Origin of the sequence: Bacillus sp. FJAT-27245, from assembly GCF_001273955.1 — a bacterium.
GTDB lineage: Bacteria > Bacillota > Bacilli > Bacillales > Cytobacillaceae > Bacillus_D.
Genome location: NZ_LIGI01000001.1, coordinates 840,213 through 856,774, shown reverse-complemented (window position 1 = coordinate 856,774; position 16,562 = coordinate 840,213). Strand labels below are relative to the sequence as shown.

The window sequence follows — 16,562 nt, the reverse complement described above, 5'->3', positions numbered from 1 at the left end:
CCTTTCCGGACAGTGGAAAGGGTTCTTTTTCTGATAATAAACAATAAACCAGTCCGCATAGAGACTCACTCTCTATATTATTGATTGAACGCGTCAGCGTATTCAACAGTTCCGGATACCCCATCAAGAGATTTCGCGCGAAGTTCCAGTGCCATGAAGACTTCATCCGGGACATTCCACGGCGCTTTGATTCCCCACAGGGATGCTTTTTTAAAGCCGAATTTCCGGTAATAGCCAGGGTGGCCGAGTACAATTGCCGATTCATAGCCTTGCTCCTTTGCCTTCTCCAATCCTTTATTGATAAGTAGTCCGCCAATTCCACGATTCTGGTATTCCGGCAGGACAGATACCGGCGCGAGAGCCAGCGTCTCAGCATCCCCAATCCGTGCTTTTGTAAAAAGAATGTGTCCAACCCATTCGCCAGTCGCTTCATGAACCGCTACAAGCGAAAGTTCCGGGATGAACGCCATAGAGCTACGTAACCTTTTAACGAGGTGATGCTCTGTCTTATCACTGATTGCCACATCGGAGAATGCCCTCTCGATTACTTCTTCCACAGCTTGATAATCCGCTTCTTTCTCCTGCCTGATTGAAATGTCCATATAACCCTCTCCCTTCCTCAATTCCATCATACCACCTCTAATTTTTGCAAAAAACTTCTATATAGGAGATGATTATTACAAGAATATATGTTCGTAACAAACGTCATGGAGGATAGCCGATGCAAAAACATAAGTACATACAAAACTGGGATTTGAACAGCATCTTTAAAACATCCGGAGAACTTGCAGAACACATCGCTTGTACAGAAAACATGATTGACAGTTTGGAAGCTGAAATGGACTCGGCAAATATAGAGGATCCCTTTGAAACTAAGAAACTGTTGGATTCCCTTGGGGACATCCGCATCCACCTCTCCCAGGCAGCTTCGTTTACTACATGCCTAATCGCACAAAATCCAAAAGACCCGGATGCATTATCCCTCCAGGGAAAAGCCGCCGCTTTGAATGGCTTTTACGATAAATCGGAAAAACTTGTCCAGAGCAAAATGATAACCTTAACCAACGAGGCCTGGGAGCAGCTGCTTTCATCAAAAGAGTTGGATGATTACGGATTCCTTTTAAATCAATGGCGTAAAAAAGCTAAATGGCAGCTCTCTGAAAAAGAAGAAAAGCTGTTTGCAGATTTAAGTATCGACGGGTACCATGCATGGGCCCAGTTTTACCAGACCTTAATGAGCAGTATTAAAATTTCAATTCCACTGGATGGAACGGAAAATGTAATGTCTGTTGGCCAGGCCATCAATTTGCGCTCCCACCCGGACCGATTTGTGAGAAAAATGGCGCATGATGCCCTGGAAAGTGCCCTGGAGGAAAAAGAGGAGCTTTTCGCGAAAATACTCAACCACATTGCCGGTTTCCGGCTCGAGATGTATAAAAGACAGGGCATTGAAGACGTTTTGGAGATTCCGTTGTACGAAAACCGTATTACAAAGAATACCCTCAACGCCATGTGGAGCTCCGTTACGAAATATAAAGCAGTTTTCACCGAATATTTGGACCATAAAGCAAAGCTGTTTGGCAGCGAAAAACTGCAATCCTATGATTTTTGGGCTCCGGTCAATTCGGCTTATCAGGACATTTCCTTTGATGAGGCAGCGGATTTCATCATTGAACATTTCGGCGCTTTTGGTACGGAAATACAAAGCTTCGCGCGCAACGCTTTTGAGAATGGATGGACTGAAGCCGAAGAACGCTCCGGAAAAGGAAGTTACGCATTTTGCGCAGGGTTTCCATTGTCTGGCGAGTCCCGAATATTTCTTACCTACGGCGGCAGGATTACAAATGTATTGACCCTCGCCCACGAACTTGGACATGCTTTCCATAATCATGCCTTGAAACCGGTGCACGGGCTTAATCGGTATTATCCATTGAGCTTGGCCGAAACTGCATCCACTTTTTCGGAACTCGCAATACTAAATGCTGCCTACGAAAAGACCGATAACAGAGAAGATAAACGATTTATCCTTGATGAAAAATTAAAGCGGAGTGTCATGAACTTCATGAACATCCACGCGCGTTTCCTTTTTGAAGAACGATTTTACAAGGAACGGAAAAGAGGCTATGTACCGGCTAATCGGTTGAATAGGCTGATGCAGGAAGCAATGGATGAGGCATATATGGGTTCAATCGACAGCCCTTCCTTCCGCTCATGGATTTGGACGCCGCATTTTTACCTGACAAGATCACCCTTCTACAATTTCCCTTATACGTTTGGCTATTTATTCTCTCAAAGCATCTATGCGGCCGCCAAAACGAAAGGACCTAACTTTGAGAAGAGTTATATCACTCTGTTACGGGATTCAGGGAAAATGGCGGTAGAAGAATTGGTGATGAAGTATTTGAGCGAGGATATTACCAAATCCGGCTTCTGGGAAAAGGGGCTCCAGTTATGTGCCAGGGATGCCGAGGAATTCCTCACCTTGGGCTCCCAGATATAAGAAAGACCCAAGCATCCGAAGCTGGACAAAAAAACTGCAGACAGCCGTCTGCAGAATCAGGGTTTTGCAATCATATATCCGATATAATAGACAAGGATCATTAGACTGCCGATCGTAAGCGTTACCGAAAACATTTTACAGCACCCCTGTTAAAAAAAGTTTCTTCCATTCCTAAAATACCATGAATGGTAAGGGGCAAAATCACAATCCAGTGACAGAAAGGTGAATTTTTCATGAACATATGCCTGTTTGGCGCAACCGGAAGGGTCGGCTCGGTCATCCTCGAAAACTGCCTGAACGCCGGTAATGGAGTCCACGCTCTTGTGCGAAATCCAGGAAAACTGAAGCATAACGGCCCCGGACTAAAAATTTTTAACGGAGATGCCACAAACACTGACGATGTACGAACCGCGATGAAAGGCTGTGATGCGGTAATAAGCTCGCTGAACACCGGTGGATCAACCGTCCTTTCAGATTCAATGCCGCATATTGTTTCCGCCATGAAGGAAAACGGATTGAGGCGAATTGTCTTGGTTAGCACAGCCGGCATTACCCAGGCCCGGACAGCACCTGAGCTTTACCGTTTCCAATCCTCGGAGTCACGGAGAACAAGCACGAAGGATGCGGAAGAACATTTAAAGGCCTGGCTTATCCTTAAGAATTCTGGCCTGGATTGGACCGCTGTCTGCCCGACGTATTTGCCAGTGGGCGAACGGCTGGGCACATACCGGGTCGGCCGTGACGTGCTGCCCGAAAACCCGACCTCCATTTCCATTTTTGACACAGGTGACTTCGCGTTCAGCCAGCTGGGGAGTGCCGAATATCTCCACTGCCGGGCGGGACTGACGTACTAAAATMCCGCCCCTAATAGAAAAAGGATTCACAGCGCGCTTGCCACGCCGTGAATCCTTTTTTAGTTCCAATATTTAGCCCGCCAGGTTCCCTTTCCCAAACTGAAGCTGGTACATCTGATAGTAGCGGCCTTTTTGTTCCATCAATTCATCATGACTTCCTTTTTCGACGATTTCACCTTTATCGAGGACGAGAATCTGGTCGGCATTGCGGATGGTCGATAGCCTGTGGGCGATGATGAACGTAGTCCTCCCTTTTTTCAGGACCTCCATCGCCTCCTGGATGACGGCTTCCGTCTCGCTGTCGATGCTGGAAGTCGCTTCGTCAAGTATCAAGATGGCCGGGTCGAACGCGAGCGCCCTCGCAAATGAAATCAATTGGCGCTGGCCGCTTGAAAAAGTCGCCCCTTTTTCGGTGACCGGCTCGTCATAGCCTTTTTCAAGATGCTTGAAGATTTCCTCCGCACCGACATCGCGAAGTGCTTTTTCAACCCGTTCCCTTGAAATTGAAGGGTCACCGAGGCTGACATTCGAAGCGATTGTGCCTGTGAACAGGTACGGATCCTGGAGCACAATGCCCATTTGGCGGCGCAGCGCGTTACGGGTAATCGTTTTGACATCAACGCCGTCAATCGTGATGGAACCCTTTTGGCAATCATAGAACCGGAAGAGCAGATTCATAATCGAGCTTTTGCCGGAGCCAGTGTGGCCGACAAGGGCAACCGTTTCTCCTGGACGCGCCTCAAAATCGATGTTTTTCAGCACCCACTCGTTTTCCTTGTAGGCAAAAGACACGTTGTCAAAACGGACATTCCCTTTGTAATCCGGAAGGTTGGCTCCATTGTCCTCCTCTTCGGATTCATCCAACAGCGTGAACACCCTCTCGCCGGCGACGAGGGCCTGCTCCAGGTTCGCCAGCTGGTTGACGACACCAACAATCGGCTCGAACAGGCGGTTGATATAATCAACGAACGCATACAGCATACCGAGCGATATTGCCGCCTCCGCATTCAGCGCTTCCCCGCCAAAGTACCAGATGAACGCGACGAAAACAATGTTCCGAAGTACATTTACAAGATTATGGGAAGTGAGGGAATTCAGGTTCAAGAGCTTGTTCTGGTTCCTGAAATGGTCATTATTCAATTTTTCAAAATCTGCCACGGTTTCTTTTTCCCTGCCGAATGCCTGGATAATGTTCATTCCCTGGATGGACTCGTTGACCGTTGCATTGATTTCACTGTTACGCGACCGGATGATATGGTTGTATTTCGAAGCGAACTTCCGGTATACAATAATCCACGCATACAGGATTGGCAATAACAGCAGGCAGACCGCCGCAAGCTTTGGGCTAAGGATGAACAGGGCGATATAAATGCCCCCGATATAGATTGTGCTTGTAAAGAAAGTCGACAGTACGGTCACATAAAGCTCCCGTACAGCCTCTGTGTCGTTCGTAATCCTTGCTACAACTTTTCCGGCCGGCAAATTATCAAAGAAGCGGACAGGAAGCTTCTGGATATGCGCGAAAACGTCCTCGCGCATTTTCTGGATGATCCGATTGGCGGATTTTTGCAGCGTGAACCTCTGCCAGTATTGGAAGAATGCCGATACGAGCAGCAGGCCGAAATACATTGCCAAGAGGCGGAAGATGTGCGGTAATTCCGGCGTCGAAAACTTCATTACGTCTTTCGCTGTCAGGACGGTTGCACGATATCTTTCAGTCCGGCCATCCTTTTCGATTTTCAGGACCCCATCTTTAAAGGTTCGTTTTCCATCCGCTTTTACCGCCTCTCTTACGAGGACAAATTTCGAACCCGCCTGGAGAATTTGGGCGGCCTTCCCCCTTTCTTCATCTTTGTTAAAATAAATATCCCTTTTGTAATAGCGGCCGTCAAACTCGACCGCTTCGCTTCCCATCGAGGTTTCGTACCAGGTGGATTCAATGCCGAGAATATGATTATCAATGACCCGCTTGGCGATAAACGGCCCGGCAAGGTCGGCGGCCGCAGATATGGTAAGCATCGCCAGGGCGGCGAAAATAATCATTTTGAATTGAAGCGCGTATTTGTATAATCTTTTTCCCGTCGTCATAGTGACACTCCCTCCTCCGCGGCCGTTTCGGCAAGCTGGCGTTCGTATTGCTCCTTGTACCAGCCCCCGTTTTCCATTAATTCTTCATGTGTACCTTCTTCAATGATCCGCCCGTTATCAAGCACAATGATCCGGTCGGCATGCTGGACCGCCGACATCCTATGGGTCGTAATGACATTTGTCTTTCCGGCGCGGTCCCTGCGGATATTCTCGATGATTTGCTGCTCTGTTTTCGCATCGACCGCGGAAAGCGAGTCATCAAGGATTAGAATTTCTGGTTTCTTGATTATTGCGCGGGCGATTGAAATCCGTTGCTTTTGCCCGCCGGATAGGGAAACGCCCTTTTCACCGACAAGTGTTTCGAGCCCTTCCGGCAAATTGGCCAGGTCTTTCCGGAAATCCGCTGAGTCAATCGCCTGCTGAAGCTCAGTTTCGCTAGCCTCCCGGTTTCCAAACAAAATGTTCTCGCGGATTGTCCTTGAAAAAAGCACATGGTCCTGAGGGACATAGCCAATCCAGCCACGGACATCTTCTAGCGGCTGGTCCTCGATTGGTACATCCGCAATCGCTAGCCTGCCTTCCCCCACAGGATACTCGCGCAAAAGCTGCTTGATGAACGTTGTTTTTCCACTGCCCGTTTTTCCAACGATGCCAAGCGTTTCACCCTGGTTAAGGCGGACATCTATATTGACAAGATTGTCATGGCTTGAGCTTGGGTATCGGAATGTCACATCATCATAGTGGATGCTGTCAGGCGATTCGGCGCTAACCGTTTCCTCCTTGTCTTTCACATCCTCCTTGTAAGCAAGGATTTCCTGGACGCGGTCCAGCGATGCGTTACCGCGCTGCATAATATTGATCAGCTCACCCACGGCAAACATCGGCCAAATCAGCATCCCGAGATATACGTTGAATGAAACGAGGTCACCTAAGGTTATCTGTTGGCTGAAAACCAACTTCGCGCCATAGCCAAGCCCGATCATATAGCTGAACCCGACAAGAATTTTAATCGTTGGATTAAAGAGCGAGTCGATTCTAGCAACGGCTATGTTTTTTTCAAAAAGGCTTTCAGTCAAGTTGTGAAATGTCTTCCGCTCTTCCGTTTCCTGTACGTATGCACGGATGACGCGTATCCCGGCAATCGACTCAAGAACACGGTCATTCAGCTCGCCAAACGCATTTTGCGCCTTCATAAAGCTTCCGTGAACCTTCTTTCCATACACGTTCATCAGGATTGCCATAATCGGCAGCGGAATGATGGACACGAGTGTCAATTTCCAGCTAATCGTAAACCCCATTGTTAAAAGGATTGTCAGCATCCAAACAGTCGAATCGACAAGAGTTAGAATCCCGAATCCGGCAGTCATTGAAATCGCCTTAATGTCATTCGTCGCTCTTGCCATCAAGTCCCCAGTGCGGTTCTTTTCATAAAATGGCGGTGCCATCCTGAGAAGATGGCGCATGAAATTGCTCCTGAGCTTCCTCTCGACGAGGAATGCGCCGCCAAACAGCTTGTAGTGCCAAATATACGTAATTGAATACGAAAGTACTGTTACCACTAACAGTATCCCAACGTAGCGAAGAATGGTTTCCTTCACCATCTCTCCTGTCTGGATGTCGTCAATTGCCATCCCGATCAGTTTTGGCGGAAGGATATCAATCAGCCCCGCGATGACCAGGAGCACAATTGAAACCGCGTACCTTTTCCAATTTTCTTTAAAAAACCAGCTCAATTTTTTCAAAACAGAAAACATGTAAAACCAGCTCCTCTTTGTTAACCGTACCCTGTGCCATTTCAATGATATTTTTCCGAAGACACCAAAAAGGACATACCGCAGCATTGCGATATGTCCCTGAACAATCATTTACTTTGGGAGACAAACCATGTTGCGTTCTATTGGAACGCAACCAAGCCTGCCTGAACAGCTTTGCCACTTACCTAATTAAAGGGCGGCAAAGGGCGGAAACAGGGGCAGGGTGCAATTCCATCCATATTCAGCTGTATTATGGCTATCCACAATTCTGAGCATGTCGCGCCCCTCCTTTTCCTTTTTTATACTTTGTTAGGTTAACACTGGGACTTGTTGTTTGTCAATTTTAATTTCCGAAATAGGTTTTATTTTCCGAAAAGAAAATTACTTTTAAGAAAATGTGCCTTTAACGATGGCGGTTCCATCTTGAACCATCATTCTTCCCATTGCAAAAACATCTTTAATGGCGAGGGATTCTTTATCAAGCATAACTAGGTCGGCATCCTTTCCTTCCGTGACCATCCCTTTGCACGAAAGCTTGAGGATTGCCGCAGGATTCTGTGTGATGACCCTTAAGGCAATTTCAATCGGGATTCCTTCCTGGACAATCGCATCCCTGACTTCATCATACAAAGTTGAAACCTTGCCAATTTTCAAGCCGAGCAGTTCACCGAATTCATCGAAATCCGGAAGGCTGCCTTGTGCGTCCGATGTGAACGTAATTTGTGAAATATCGATTTGCTGGTCAAGCATCCTTCTCAAGCCAATGGAAGGCTTAACTTCCCCTTCCTCAAAAAACTTCGGAATCGAGCTCGTCGTAAAATCGACATACCCGCCTTTTTTCGCAAAGCGAATCCCCTCTTCGAACAAGTGGTGGTTCCGGTTTATATGGGTCGGATAGAACTGCCTGATTGGAATATCCGTTTTCTCGACCACTTCTTCTATTACTTTGAGGTGGTTATAGCTGTCACCAACATGGACATTCACGATGCCGCATTTCCCGGATAATAATCCGCCAATCCTGGCCGCTGATGCAATTTTCGCCATTTCCTCGGCTGTTGGCTGCGATGAGCGGTGATCGGCAATCGCCACTTCCCCTGCGCCTATTACTTTGTCAATCAGAATAATATCGTCTTCAATTTTTCCGGTGAGCGTCTTTAAAGGTACCTGGTACGAGCCGGTATGGACATAGCAAGTAATTCCTTCTTCCTCAAGCGCCCGCGCCTTGGCAATTAGGTTGGTCATTGTCCTCGTGGTTCCATCAGTTCCAAGGACGCCGACAATTGTCGTTACTCCGGCAAGTGTCGCGTCGGTCAGTTGCAACTCCGGGGTGCGGGTGCGGTAGCTTCCTTCGCCTCCTCCGCCAGTAATATGTACATGCGCGTCAATAAAGCCGGGTACAATGTATTTCCCATCCGCGTCAATCACTTTTACAGGTGCGAAGTTTTCCGGAACATCGATCTGGTCCGCAATGCAGCCTATTTTCCTGTCAATGATAAGGAGGTCTTTTTTACCAAGATAATGGGGGGCATAAATTTCCCCGTTTTTAATGAGGGTTAACACTTTGGATCTCTCCTCTCGAGCACGCTGTCGCCATAGCTCTCCTGCCTCTCCAGAAAAGTTGGCTCCGCTTTCCTTACTATACCTAAAAGATACCCGGCCACGCAATTGGGTAAAACCGTTTTTAAAAATGGGCGCCCTTTGGAAAGGAGAGATGTTTCAGTAAACAACGGGGTGGGTAAATAAGTACCACAACGTACTTATAGGACAAAAGGCAAAGGAGAAAAGAACGATGAAAGAAATCATGTCAGCAAATGTTATTATCCTCAATAGATTCATGATGAAGAAGATGCTGGATATTTTCCAGGCTGCGAAGCAATTCAATGGATCCACTTACTTGTATTGCAGAAACCGTGCGGTCGATGCGGCAAATCTTCCGAAACTCGTTTCTTTCCTATTAACGATTGAACCGGGTACTGCTGTGAAGATTATTGCGGAAGGCGAAAACGTCCAGGAGCACTTGGACGGCATCCAGAAAATCTGCACATCCGAGATTTCAATTTTGCAAAAAAGCGAGAAGCGTTTCCTTAATACAAGCGAAACGTTCCAGATTTAGGCTGGTGGCTTTATGATTAGGACCATTCTAACACTGATTGGCGCGATTGTAGTAATCTACTTGTTAATTAACTGGCTCGGTTAATTTAGATGAAACGAGGTGTTCGAAGTGGAAGAAAGGCGCAATGTCGAAGTAAGGAAAGAGGAACATTCCGACAGCTCCCGCGTGGGAAGCACCTTCATCAAGTATGCGGCATACCTAATCATCTTTTTCGGAGTCCTCTGGTTTTTGATTAACTATATACTGCCGAAGTTTTAAAAACAGGGCGCGGGCCCTGTTTTTATTTTGGCGTGCTCTTTCAACGACTCTGCGATACAGATTATTGAAAAGCTACTGCTAGGGCTTTTTATTCATTTGGACACTGAAGTTGCGAATATTCGATTTGCTGTCCGAATCCCTGCTTGATTTAAACTCATATCCTATGAAAATCCAATTCTTTGTCCAAACACAAGCTAACTTTGGACTCGTAACCTATGAAAACTCACTTCCGTGTCCAAACATGAACCTCCCTTTGGACACACATCCCCTGAAAACCCACTTCTAAATCCGCACAAGAGGCAACTTGCTCCTAATACCAAATCTGCGTCCCGATTCCACCATTATCTGTAATCTCAATCCTATAAAACATGCTCCTTCGTCCAAAAAGCCATCCACATTAATCCCAAGTAAATCTATAACCAGAACAAACCAAAAAAGACGGGGTTTCCCCCGCCTTCCATCAATCCTTATCTTTTTTCCCTTTATCTTTGCCCTTGCCTTTATCCTTGTCCTTGTCTTTCCCCTTCCCATTGTTCTTCATTTTCTTTTCCCATTTCTCACGTTCTTTTTTCACTCGTTCTTCCCATTTTTTTGCACCGCTGTTAAGCTCGTTCCACAATGCGTTTCTTTTCTTCGCTTCCTCTGCGCTTTTCCTTTGGGCAATCAATTCATCAATGTGCTGGACGTTGAAGCTTGAAGGCGGTGTTCCTTCAAGCGCGCCAGCCATGAACTTTCGGAAAATAACGGCTGCGCCTTCACTGCTTGTCGTCGTTAAATAATGATTTTTGTCCGTCTTGTCATAGCCGACCCATACGGCTCCGACCAAATCCGGGGTATACCCGACAAACCACTGATCTTTTACGCCATCAATTCCAGGGATGTCAACCTGGGTCGAGCCTGTTTTACCGGCAATTTCCCTGCCTTCAACTTGCGCCGCTTTTCCTGTTCCACGATCGACAACCCCAAGAAGCATTGTATTCATCTTGTCAGCCACTTCAGGCTTAATCACCTTCGTTTTCTTTTTCTTCCGTTCCGCCACGACGTTCCCGGCTGCATCGACAATCTTGACAATGGTATGGGCCTCGGACTTTTCGCCCCGGTTGGCAAAAACGGAAAACGCCTCCGCCATATTTTTCGGGGATACCCCGGTGTGGAGCCCGCCTAGCGCGATGGCAAGGTTGCGGTCCTCTTTATCAAGCGGAAGGCCGAATTTTTTAACCGATTCTAACCCTTTTTCAATACCAATCTCGTTCAACAGCCACACTGCCGGGATATTTTTTGAATCCTTCACAGCTTCATACATCGGGATTTCGCCGTCAACCCGGCCGTTGTAATTGTTTGGTTCATAATCGCCAAACTTCATCTTTTCGTCTTTAACCAAATCCGTTATTTTCCAGCCTTCCTCCAGAGCAGGCGTGTATGGAACAATCGGCTTGATCGCGGAACCAGGCTGCCTTTTTAACTGGGTCGCACGGTTATAACCCCTGAACACATGCTGGCCACGGCCGCCAACGAGCGCCCTGATTCCTCCTGTTTTCGCATCGACCAGCACGGCACCGCTTTGGACAAGCTGATCCTTCCCAGCCGGAAATAGGGAATCATCCTCATAGGTTTTTTCTACCGCAGCCTGCATTTTCGGATCCAACTCGGTATAAATTTTGTAGCCGCTTGTCAGGAGTTCGTCCTGTGTAAAACCATACGTATTAATTGCTTCCTCAAAGACCGCGTCTACATAATAAGGATACTTTCCATTGAATGGATCGACACTCTTATCCACGAGGGTCACCTTTTCCTGTTTTGCCTTATCTGCCTCTTCATTCGTAATAAATCCGTGCTTTGCCATCATACCAAGGACGACATTCCGCCGATCAAGCGCTTTGTCCAAATGCTTGTACGGATTAAGCGCTGATGGAGCCTTAATAAGCCCGGCAAGCATCGCCGATTCCGCCAGCGTCAAATCCTTTGCTTCCTTGCCAAAATATTTTTTGGCCGCACGGTTAATGCCCCATGCACCGTCGCCAAAATAAATCGTATTCAGGTACATTTGAAGGATTTCATCTTTTGAATACTCCTTTTCAATTTCCCTTGCAAGGAAAGCTTCCTTTAGCTTCCGGCTATACGTCTTCTCGTCATCCAGGATTGCGTTTTTGGTCAACTGCTGGGTAATCGTACTTCCTCCTTCAACGACGCCTCCAGCAATCAAGTTGCGGAAAAAGGCCCTGGAGATGCCAATCAGGTCAACCCCGTTATGCTTGTAAAAACGGTGGTCTTCAATGGAGATTACCGCGTTCTTCATATTCTCCGGAACATCTTTAATCGGGATTCCTTCACTCTTATTGGCGGTTACCTTACTGGCTACCTTTTCATGGACGTCATATATGACGGTCGCCTGGTTTAATTCAGTTTTCAATGCGGATATATCGGCATCTTTTGAGAAAAAGAGATAAGAACCAAGCAATCCCAATACGATCGTTAATAATGATAGGATGATAATCTGGTTCATATGCCACTTTTTCCAATTTTCGTATAGTCCGCTGAATAAAAGCCTTCTCATATTGTCCTCCTGTATGAAAACCTTCTGGATGTTTGGCCAAGATTCATAGTGTTGTACTTAGGCATCATGCCAAATTTGCTTAGTATCTTTTACCCATGACCCTATTACTCTACACCTACTATATGCTCTTGGTTTCAATTGCAGGCACACGCTTTCTCCGGGTAAAGTGGATCATATCACCTCGGCGATAATACCGTAATTGGAATCTCCACTTCCACATCAATATGCTAAAGCATATGCCCTTTGCCTCAATCAACCTAACACAATTCCTCTATCAAAGCCAAAAAAAAATAAAAAGCATCCGATTCATCGTCTGCTTTTTACCCGGAAAGTCCTGTCTTCGGCACATTCTCCTGATTTTGGGTGTTCATCTCTTTATAAAGGGATTGCATATACATGTACACAATTTGTTTTACTTTATCGTCCGCTTCAATGATGTCTAGATGTTGTAGGCATTTCCTAATGGTTGGATGGACCTGTAATCCCATTGCAAATCACCTCATTCCCCTTTTGCAAAAAAATTCGACGAGGATGAGGGGTTTATGGGGGTAAAAAATGGGAATCTACTATTCTCGAGAAAAATTATCAAAATGGAATAAGACTAACGTGAAATGGGTAAATAAAATAGACAGAAACTTCAGAAAACAAACTGCGCCATAAAGGAGGATTCCATATGACAGCTCAGTTCCTGAAAATAATTTTGGCGTATGATGGCAGCGAAGGTAGTGATAAAGCTTTGAACCTCGCTTCTGCTTTGGCTAAAGGCGATGCGGATACGGAGTTGACGGTTGTGACTGTCTATGACGAAAAAATTGAAAACAGGAGAGTAGATATCGCGGGGGAATCACGCCTTGCACTCCATGGCTACCTGATTGAAGGAATTCCGGCTCCACCTTCATCCCTCGGATACAGCCAGTCGCAGGCATCAACCCAGGCCATCATCAGCAACAGCGTCGACCAGATTTTCTATGAAGCAAAAACGAGGCTTGGCCACAGAAACGCCAAATTCCAAATTCTCGAAGGAAACCCCGCCGAAAGCATTTGCGCGTATGCGGAAGAAATAGGAGCTGATCTAATCATTATTGGAAGCTCTGGCAAGGGCGGCATTACCGGGCTGCTGATCGGGAATATCACCGAAAAAGTTTCCAAGCTCGCACCATGCCATGTATTAATCGCCAAATGAATAAGCCGGGGCATCCCGGCTTATATTCCTTCAGCAAGCTCCCTGAAACGGTGCTTGGCGTTTCCTTCGTCAAATGAACTATAAATACGGTAATGCTGCTCATCAAGGATGCGGAAATGCTTGCTTAAAATATTTTGCTGCAGGATATAGCCATTTTTCCTAACCACTTCCCGCCACCAGATTTTCCCGCCAAATGTTTTGCCGCGGCGGTAGTCCACCCCTTCCCGGGCGACAGTTTCAAGCACTTCAAGTGGTTCACTTCCAAACAGGAACTGGACTGTCTCCGTCTCGCGAAACAGGGCACAAACCGCAACAACCGTCGACCAGCCTGCCAGGACTCTTCCCTTTTCTATTTGGACAAGTGTCTTTTTGGAAACTCCGATGATATCAGCCATTTTGTCCTGGGTATATCCCGCTTCGGTCCGGATGAGGCGAAGCTTTTCGGAAACCATTTCAATTATGTCATCCCTTGTCACAAAAAAACCTTCCTTCATCATTCTTAAGTGTAATTTTACACAATAAAACACCAAATTAAAAGCAACAGTTCTTACAATTCATGTTTATAGCATTGGCTTTTTATTTTCACTCCTGGCAAACGTTTTTTTTATTATATCCAATTTAAAAACTGCTGTCGGATAACAGCAGTTTTTATCACACTAATATAAAGGTACCGAACTATTTTCCGGAAGGCTCGCAACCGCCCGCACAGGTGTCCTGGATTTCACAGGCCGCGCATTTTCCTTTTTTGGAGCGGTTAATGAACCGGACAAGCGCCCAGCCCGCATAGCCAAAAATTGCGCCACCCAAGATGATGTTTATAACCATCATGCTCATCTCCTTCCTGGTATTTAAGCCAGGCCTAATAATTTTCCGCCCTGGTAGATGACAAGGCATAGTACATAGGCGATTGCCAATGCGTATCCGATGGAAAAAGCTGTCCATTTCCTTGAGCCTGTTTCTTTATAGATTGTCGCAACTGTGGCAAGGCATGGGATATAAAGCAGGATGAAGGCCATGAAACTGTATGCCGAAAGTGGTGAAAAATAGCCTGCCATCAAGCCCTGGAGCTTTGCTTCGGTCGGAGCGAAATAAATGATGTTCATGGTTGAGACGATGGCTTCCTTTGCCAAAAAGCCCGTCAACAGGGATGCCCCGGCCTGCCAGGTCCCAAAGCCAATCGGCTCGAAGATGGGAGCCAGAAGTCCGCCAATCTTCGCCAGGAAACTGTGGTCCATTTCGACATTGATCCCACTTGGCCCTGCATAGGATAAAAGCCAGACAAACACGGAGCCAGCGAAAATGAATGTACCAGCTTTACGGACAAATCCTTTTCCCTTGTCCCACGTACTTCTCCATAATGCCTTGAATTGCGGCAGGCGATAGGGCGGGAGTTCAATGACAAACAGTGAAGCTTCCGATTTAAGTACCGTGCGCGAAAATATTTTTGCCAAAATGAGGGTGATCAAAATGCCAAGAACATACAGGCTCAATACAACAGCTGCGCCATTAGCTGCGAAAAAGGCGCCGACAAACAATGCGTAGACCGGCAGCCGGGCCGAGCAGGACATTAACGGTGTAAGAAGGACTGTTAATAGCCGCTCCCTCGGTGTTTCAATTGTCCTTGCTGCCATGATCCCGGGAACATTGCATCCAAAGCCAATCATCATTGGTATGAATGCCTTGCCATTCAAGCCGACAGATTCCATAACCCTGTCCATGACAAGCGCCACCCTGGCCATGTATCCCGAATCCTCAAGAAGTGAAATAAAGAAGAACAGAATAAAAATCTGTGGGACAAAAACAAGTACTCCGCCTACCCCCGCTATCAACCCCTGGCTGACGAGAGCATGGAGGAACGCCGACGCCCCAACCGCCGTCAGTGCCTGGTCCGCCCAGGATGCTAGCGGTCCTGTAATAAAGCCATCAAGCAAATCGGATAGCGGCAAGCCGAGCCAATCAAACGTCAGCATGAACATCATGTACATTAGCAACAGGAAGATCGGCATGCCCAGGAACTTGTTTGTAACAATGGCGTCAATGCGCTCGGTCAGTGGGATTGCCGCTCCCTTTCTCCTGACTGATTCCTCGGCCACTTTCGAGATTACCAGTTTCCTTTTTTCATAGATGAATTGGACAAGGGTACCCTTCCCGTGATGTGCTGATACTTTTTCCTGGAGCCTTTCCATAATGGCGCGAATACGGGTTCCATCCGTGATATGCGACAAATACTCGGCAACATACCCGTTGCCCTCAAATAACTGGAGGGCCAGCCACCGTGGTGAATGCTCCGTTTTTCCTTGGACCGCTGATTCGATTTCCGAAATCGCTTCTTCTATTTCCTTCCCGTAATAGACAAGATTTTTTGCTGGAGGATGGGTGTTCCCTCCAGCTGCCATGGCCTGGAGCGTATCACAGCCTTTTCCGCTGCGGGCGACCACAGGTACAACCGGGATTCCAAGAAGTGAAGAAAGCTTTTCGGCATCTATGTGGATTCCCCTGTTATTGGCAACGTCAATCATATTTAAGCCAATTACAATCGGTTTTCCGAATTCAATCAACTGGAGGGTCAAATGGAGATTCCGTTCAATTTGTGAAGCATCAAGAATATTAAGCAAACGGTCGACCGGGCCATCCAGAAAGAAGTTTGTGACAACCCCTTCATCCTTTGATAGCGGATTGAGAGTATAAATACCCGGCAGATCGATAAGGCGGTCCCGTTTGTTCCGGAAAACCCCGACCTTTTTCTCAACCGTAACACCGCTCCAGTTGCCGACGTATTCGTAAGAGCCAGTCAGATTATTAAATAATGATGTTTTCCCGGTATTGGGATTGCCAATCAGCGCGATCTCCATTTATACCCTCTCCAGTTCGATGCATTTCGCTTCCTTGCGCCTTATTCCAATACACTGCCCGCATGATTCAATCATAATCGGCCCCCCGAAAGGAAGGACACACTTTATGCACACTTCGCTTCCTTCCGTTATGCCAAGGTCTAGAAGCCGTCTCCGGACCAGCTTGTCAACCGTTGAGATATCTTTTATCGTCGCTTTTTCCCCTGCTTTCAACTGTGCCAGCATGCAGTATCACCCTAACGATTTTAAATGAGAATGATTCTCTTTCTTATACATTTATTTTACCATTCGCCATGGTGGTAATCGGCATACTGTTTGTGACTATTGTGTTAAAACTGATACTCCCACGGCTTAAGAAGTGGGCTTTCCCATTCGGAAAGTCTGTTATCAATTTCACGGAGCAGTT

General features: G+C 46.8%; 14 protein-coding genes. 4 read left to right on the top strand and 10 right to left on the bottom strand.

Features of this window, described 5'->3' with window-relative positions:
* Nucleotides 1–77: 77 nt before the first annotated feature.
* Entirely contained in the window at nt 78–602 is a 525-nt protein-coding gene (locus ADU24_RS04150) for a GNAT family N-acetyltransferase (RefSeq protein WP_053368769.1), read from the bottom strand.
* 119 nt (nt 603–721) lie between these two features.
* Between ADU24_RS04150 and ADU24_RS04145 the strand changes: the two genes are divergently transcribed.
* Nucleotides 722–2,500 (top strand): M3 family oligoendopeptidase, encoded by a 1,779-nt coding sequence (locus ADU24_RS04145; protein ID WP_053365439.1) that lies wholly within the window; start codon nt 722–724, stop codon nt 2,498–2,500.
* Between the two features lie 233 nt (nt 2,501–2,733).
* A complete protein-coding gene (locus ADU24_RS04140) occupies nt 2,734–3,354 on the top strand; it encodes an NAD(P)-dependent oxidoreductase (RefSeq protein ID WP_053365438.1) in 621 nt (206 codons plus the stop codon).
* Between the two features lie 72 nt (nt 3,355–3,426).
* Here the strand turns inward: ADU24_RS04140 and ADU24_RS04135 are convergent, their stop codons facing one another.
* The 3 genes from ADU24_RS04135 to iadA form a co-directional block, all read right to left on the bottom strand.
* Nucleotides 3,427–5,442 carry an ABC transporter ATP-binding protein gene (locus ADU24_RS04135; protein WP_053365437.1) on the bottom strand — a complete coding sequence of 672 codons (2,016 nt, stop codon included), beginning with the start codon at nt 5,440–5,442 and terminating at the stop codon, nt 3,427–3,429.
* Nucleotides 5,439–7,196, bottom strand: coding sequence for an ABC transporter ATP-binding protein (locus ADU24_RS04130; RefSeq protein ID WP_053368768.1), 1,758 nt, complete (start codon nt 7,194–7,196; stop codon nt 5,439–5,441). Before ADU24_RS04130 ends, ADU24_RS04135 begins: the two co-directional genes overlap by 4 nt.
* 387 nt (nt 7,197–7,583) lie before the next feature.
* Nucleotides 7,584–8,756, bottom strand: a complete 1,173-nt coding sequence (gene iadA / locus ADU24_RS04125) for a beta-aspartyl-peptidase (RefSeq protein WP_053365436.1) — start codon at nt 8,754–8,756, stop codon at nt 7,584–7,586.
* A gap of 229 nt (nt 8,757–8,985) precedes the next feature.
* On the opposite strand from iadA, the gene ADU24_RS04120 reads away from it, so the two are divergent.
* A complete protein-coding gene (locus tag ADU24_RS04120; protein WP_053365435.1) occupies nt 8,986–9,309 on the top strand; it encodes an HPr family phosphocarrier protein in 324 nt (107 codons plus the stop codon).
* 718 nt (nt 9,310–10,027) lie between these two features.
* On the opposite strand, the gene ADU24_RS04115 is transcribed toward ADU24_RS04120, so the two are convergent.
* Nucleotides 10,028–12,121, bottom strand: a complete 2,094-nt coding sequence (locus ADU24_RS04115; RefSeq protein WP_053365434.1) for a transglycosylase domain-containing protein — start codon at nt 12,119–12,121, stop codon at nt 10,028–10,030.
* Nucleotides 12,122–12,441: 320 nt separating this feature from the next.
* On the bottom strand, nt 12,442–12,609 hold the full coding sequence (locus ADU24_RS22900) for a hypothetical protein (protein WP_156324509.1): 168 nt from the start codon (nt 12,607–12,609) through the stop codon (nt 12,442–12,444).
* A gap of 185 nt (nt 12,610–12,794) precedes the next feature.
* On the opposite strand from ADU24_RS22900, the gene ADU24_RS04110 reads away from it, so the two are divergent.
* The gene (locus ADU24_RS04110) at nt 12,795–13,304 is read left to right on the top strand and encodes a universal stress protein (protein ID WP_053365433.1); all 510 of its coding nucleotides are present in this window, start codon (nt 12,795–12,797) and stop codon (nt 13,302–13,304) included.
* A gap of 20 nt (nt 13,305–13,324) precedes the next feature.
* On the opposite strand, the gene ADU24_RS04105 is transcribed toward ADU24_RS04110, so the two are convergent.
* From ADU24_RS04105 to ADU24_RS04095, 4 genes are all read right to left on the bottom strand, one after another.
* On the bottom strand, nt 13,325–13,780 hold the full coding sequence (locus tag ADU24_RS04105) for a helix-turn-helix transcriptional regulator (protein WP_053365432.1): 456 nt from the start codon (nt 13,778–13,780) through the stop codon (nt 13,325–13,327).
* Nucleotides 13,781–13,979: 199 nt separating this feature from the next.
* Nucleotides 13,980–14,132: a FeoB-associated Cys-rich membrane protein gene (locus ADU24_RS22475; protein ID WP_442853736.1), complete on the bottom strand. Its 153-nt coding sequence runs from the start codon at nt 14,130–14,132 to the stop codon at nt 13,980–13,982.
* 20 nt (nt 14,133–14,152) lie between these two features.
* Nucleotides 14,153–16,156, bottom strand: coding sequence for a ferrous iron transport protein B (feoB, locus tag ADU24_RS04100; protein WP_053365431.1), 2,004 nt, complete (start codon nt 16,154–16,156; stop codon nt 14,153–14,155).
* A complete protein-coding gene (locus ADU24_RS04095; RefSeq protein WP_053365430.1) occupies nt 16,157–16,381 on the bottom strand; it encodes a FeoA family protein in 225 nt (74 codons plus the stop codon). It lies immediately after the preceding gene.
* Between the last annotated feature and the right edge of the window lie 181 nt (nt 16,382–16,562).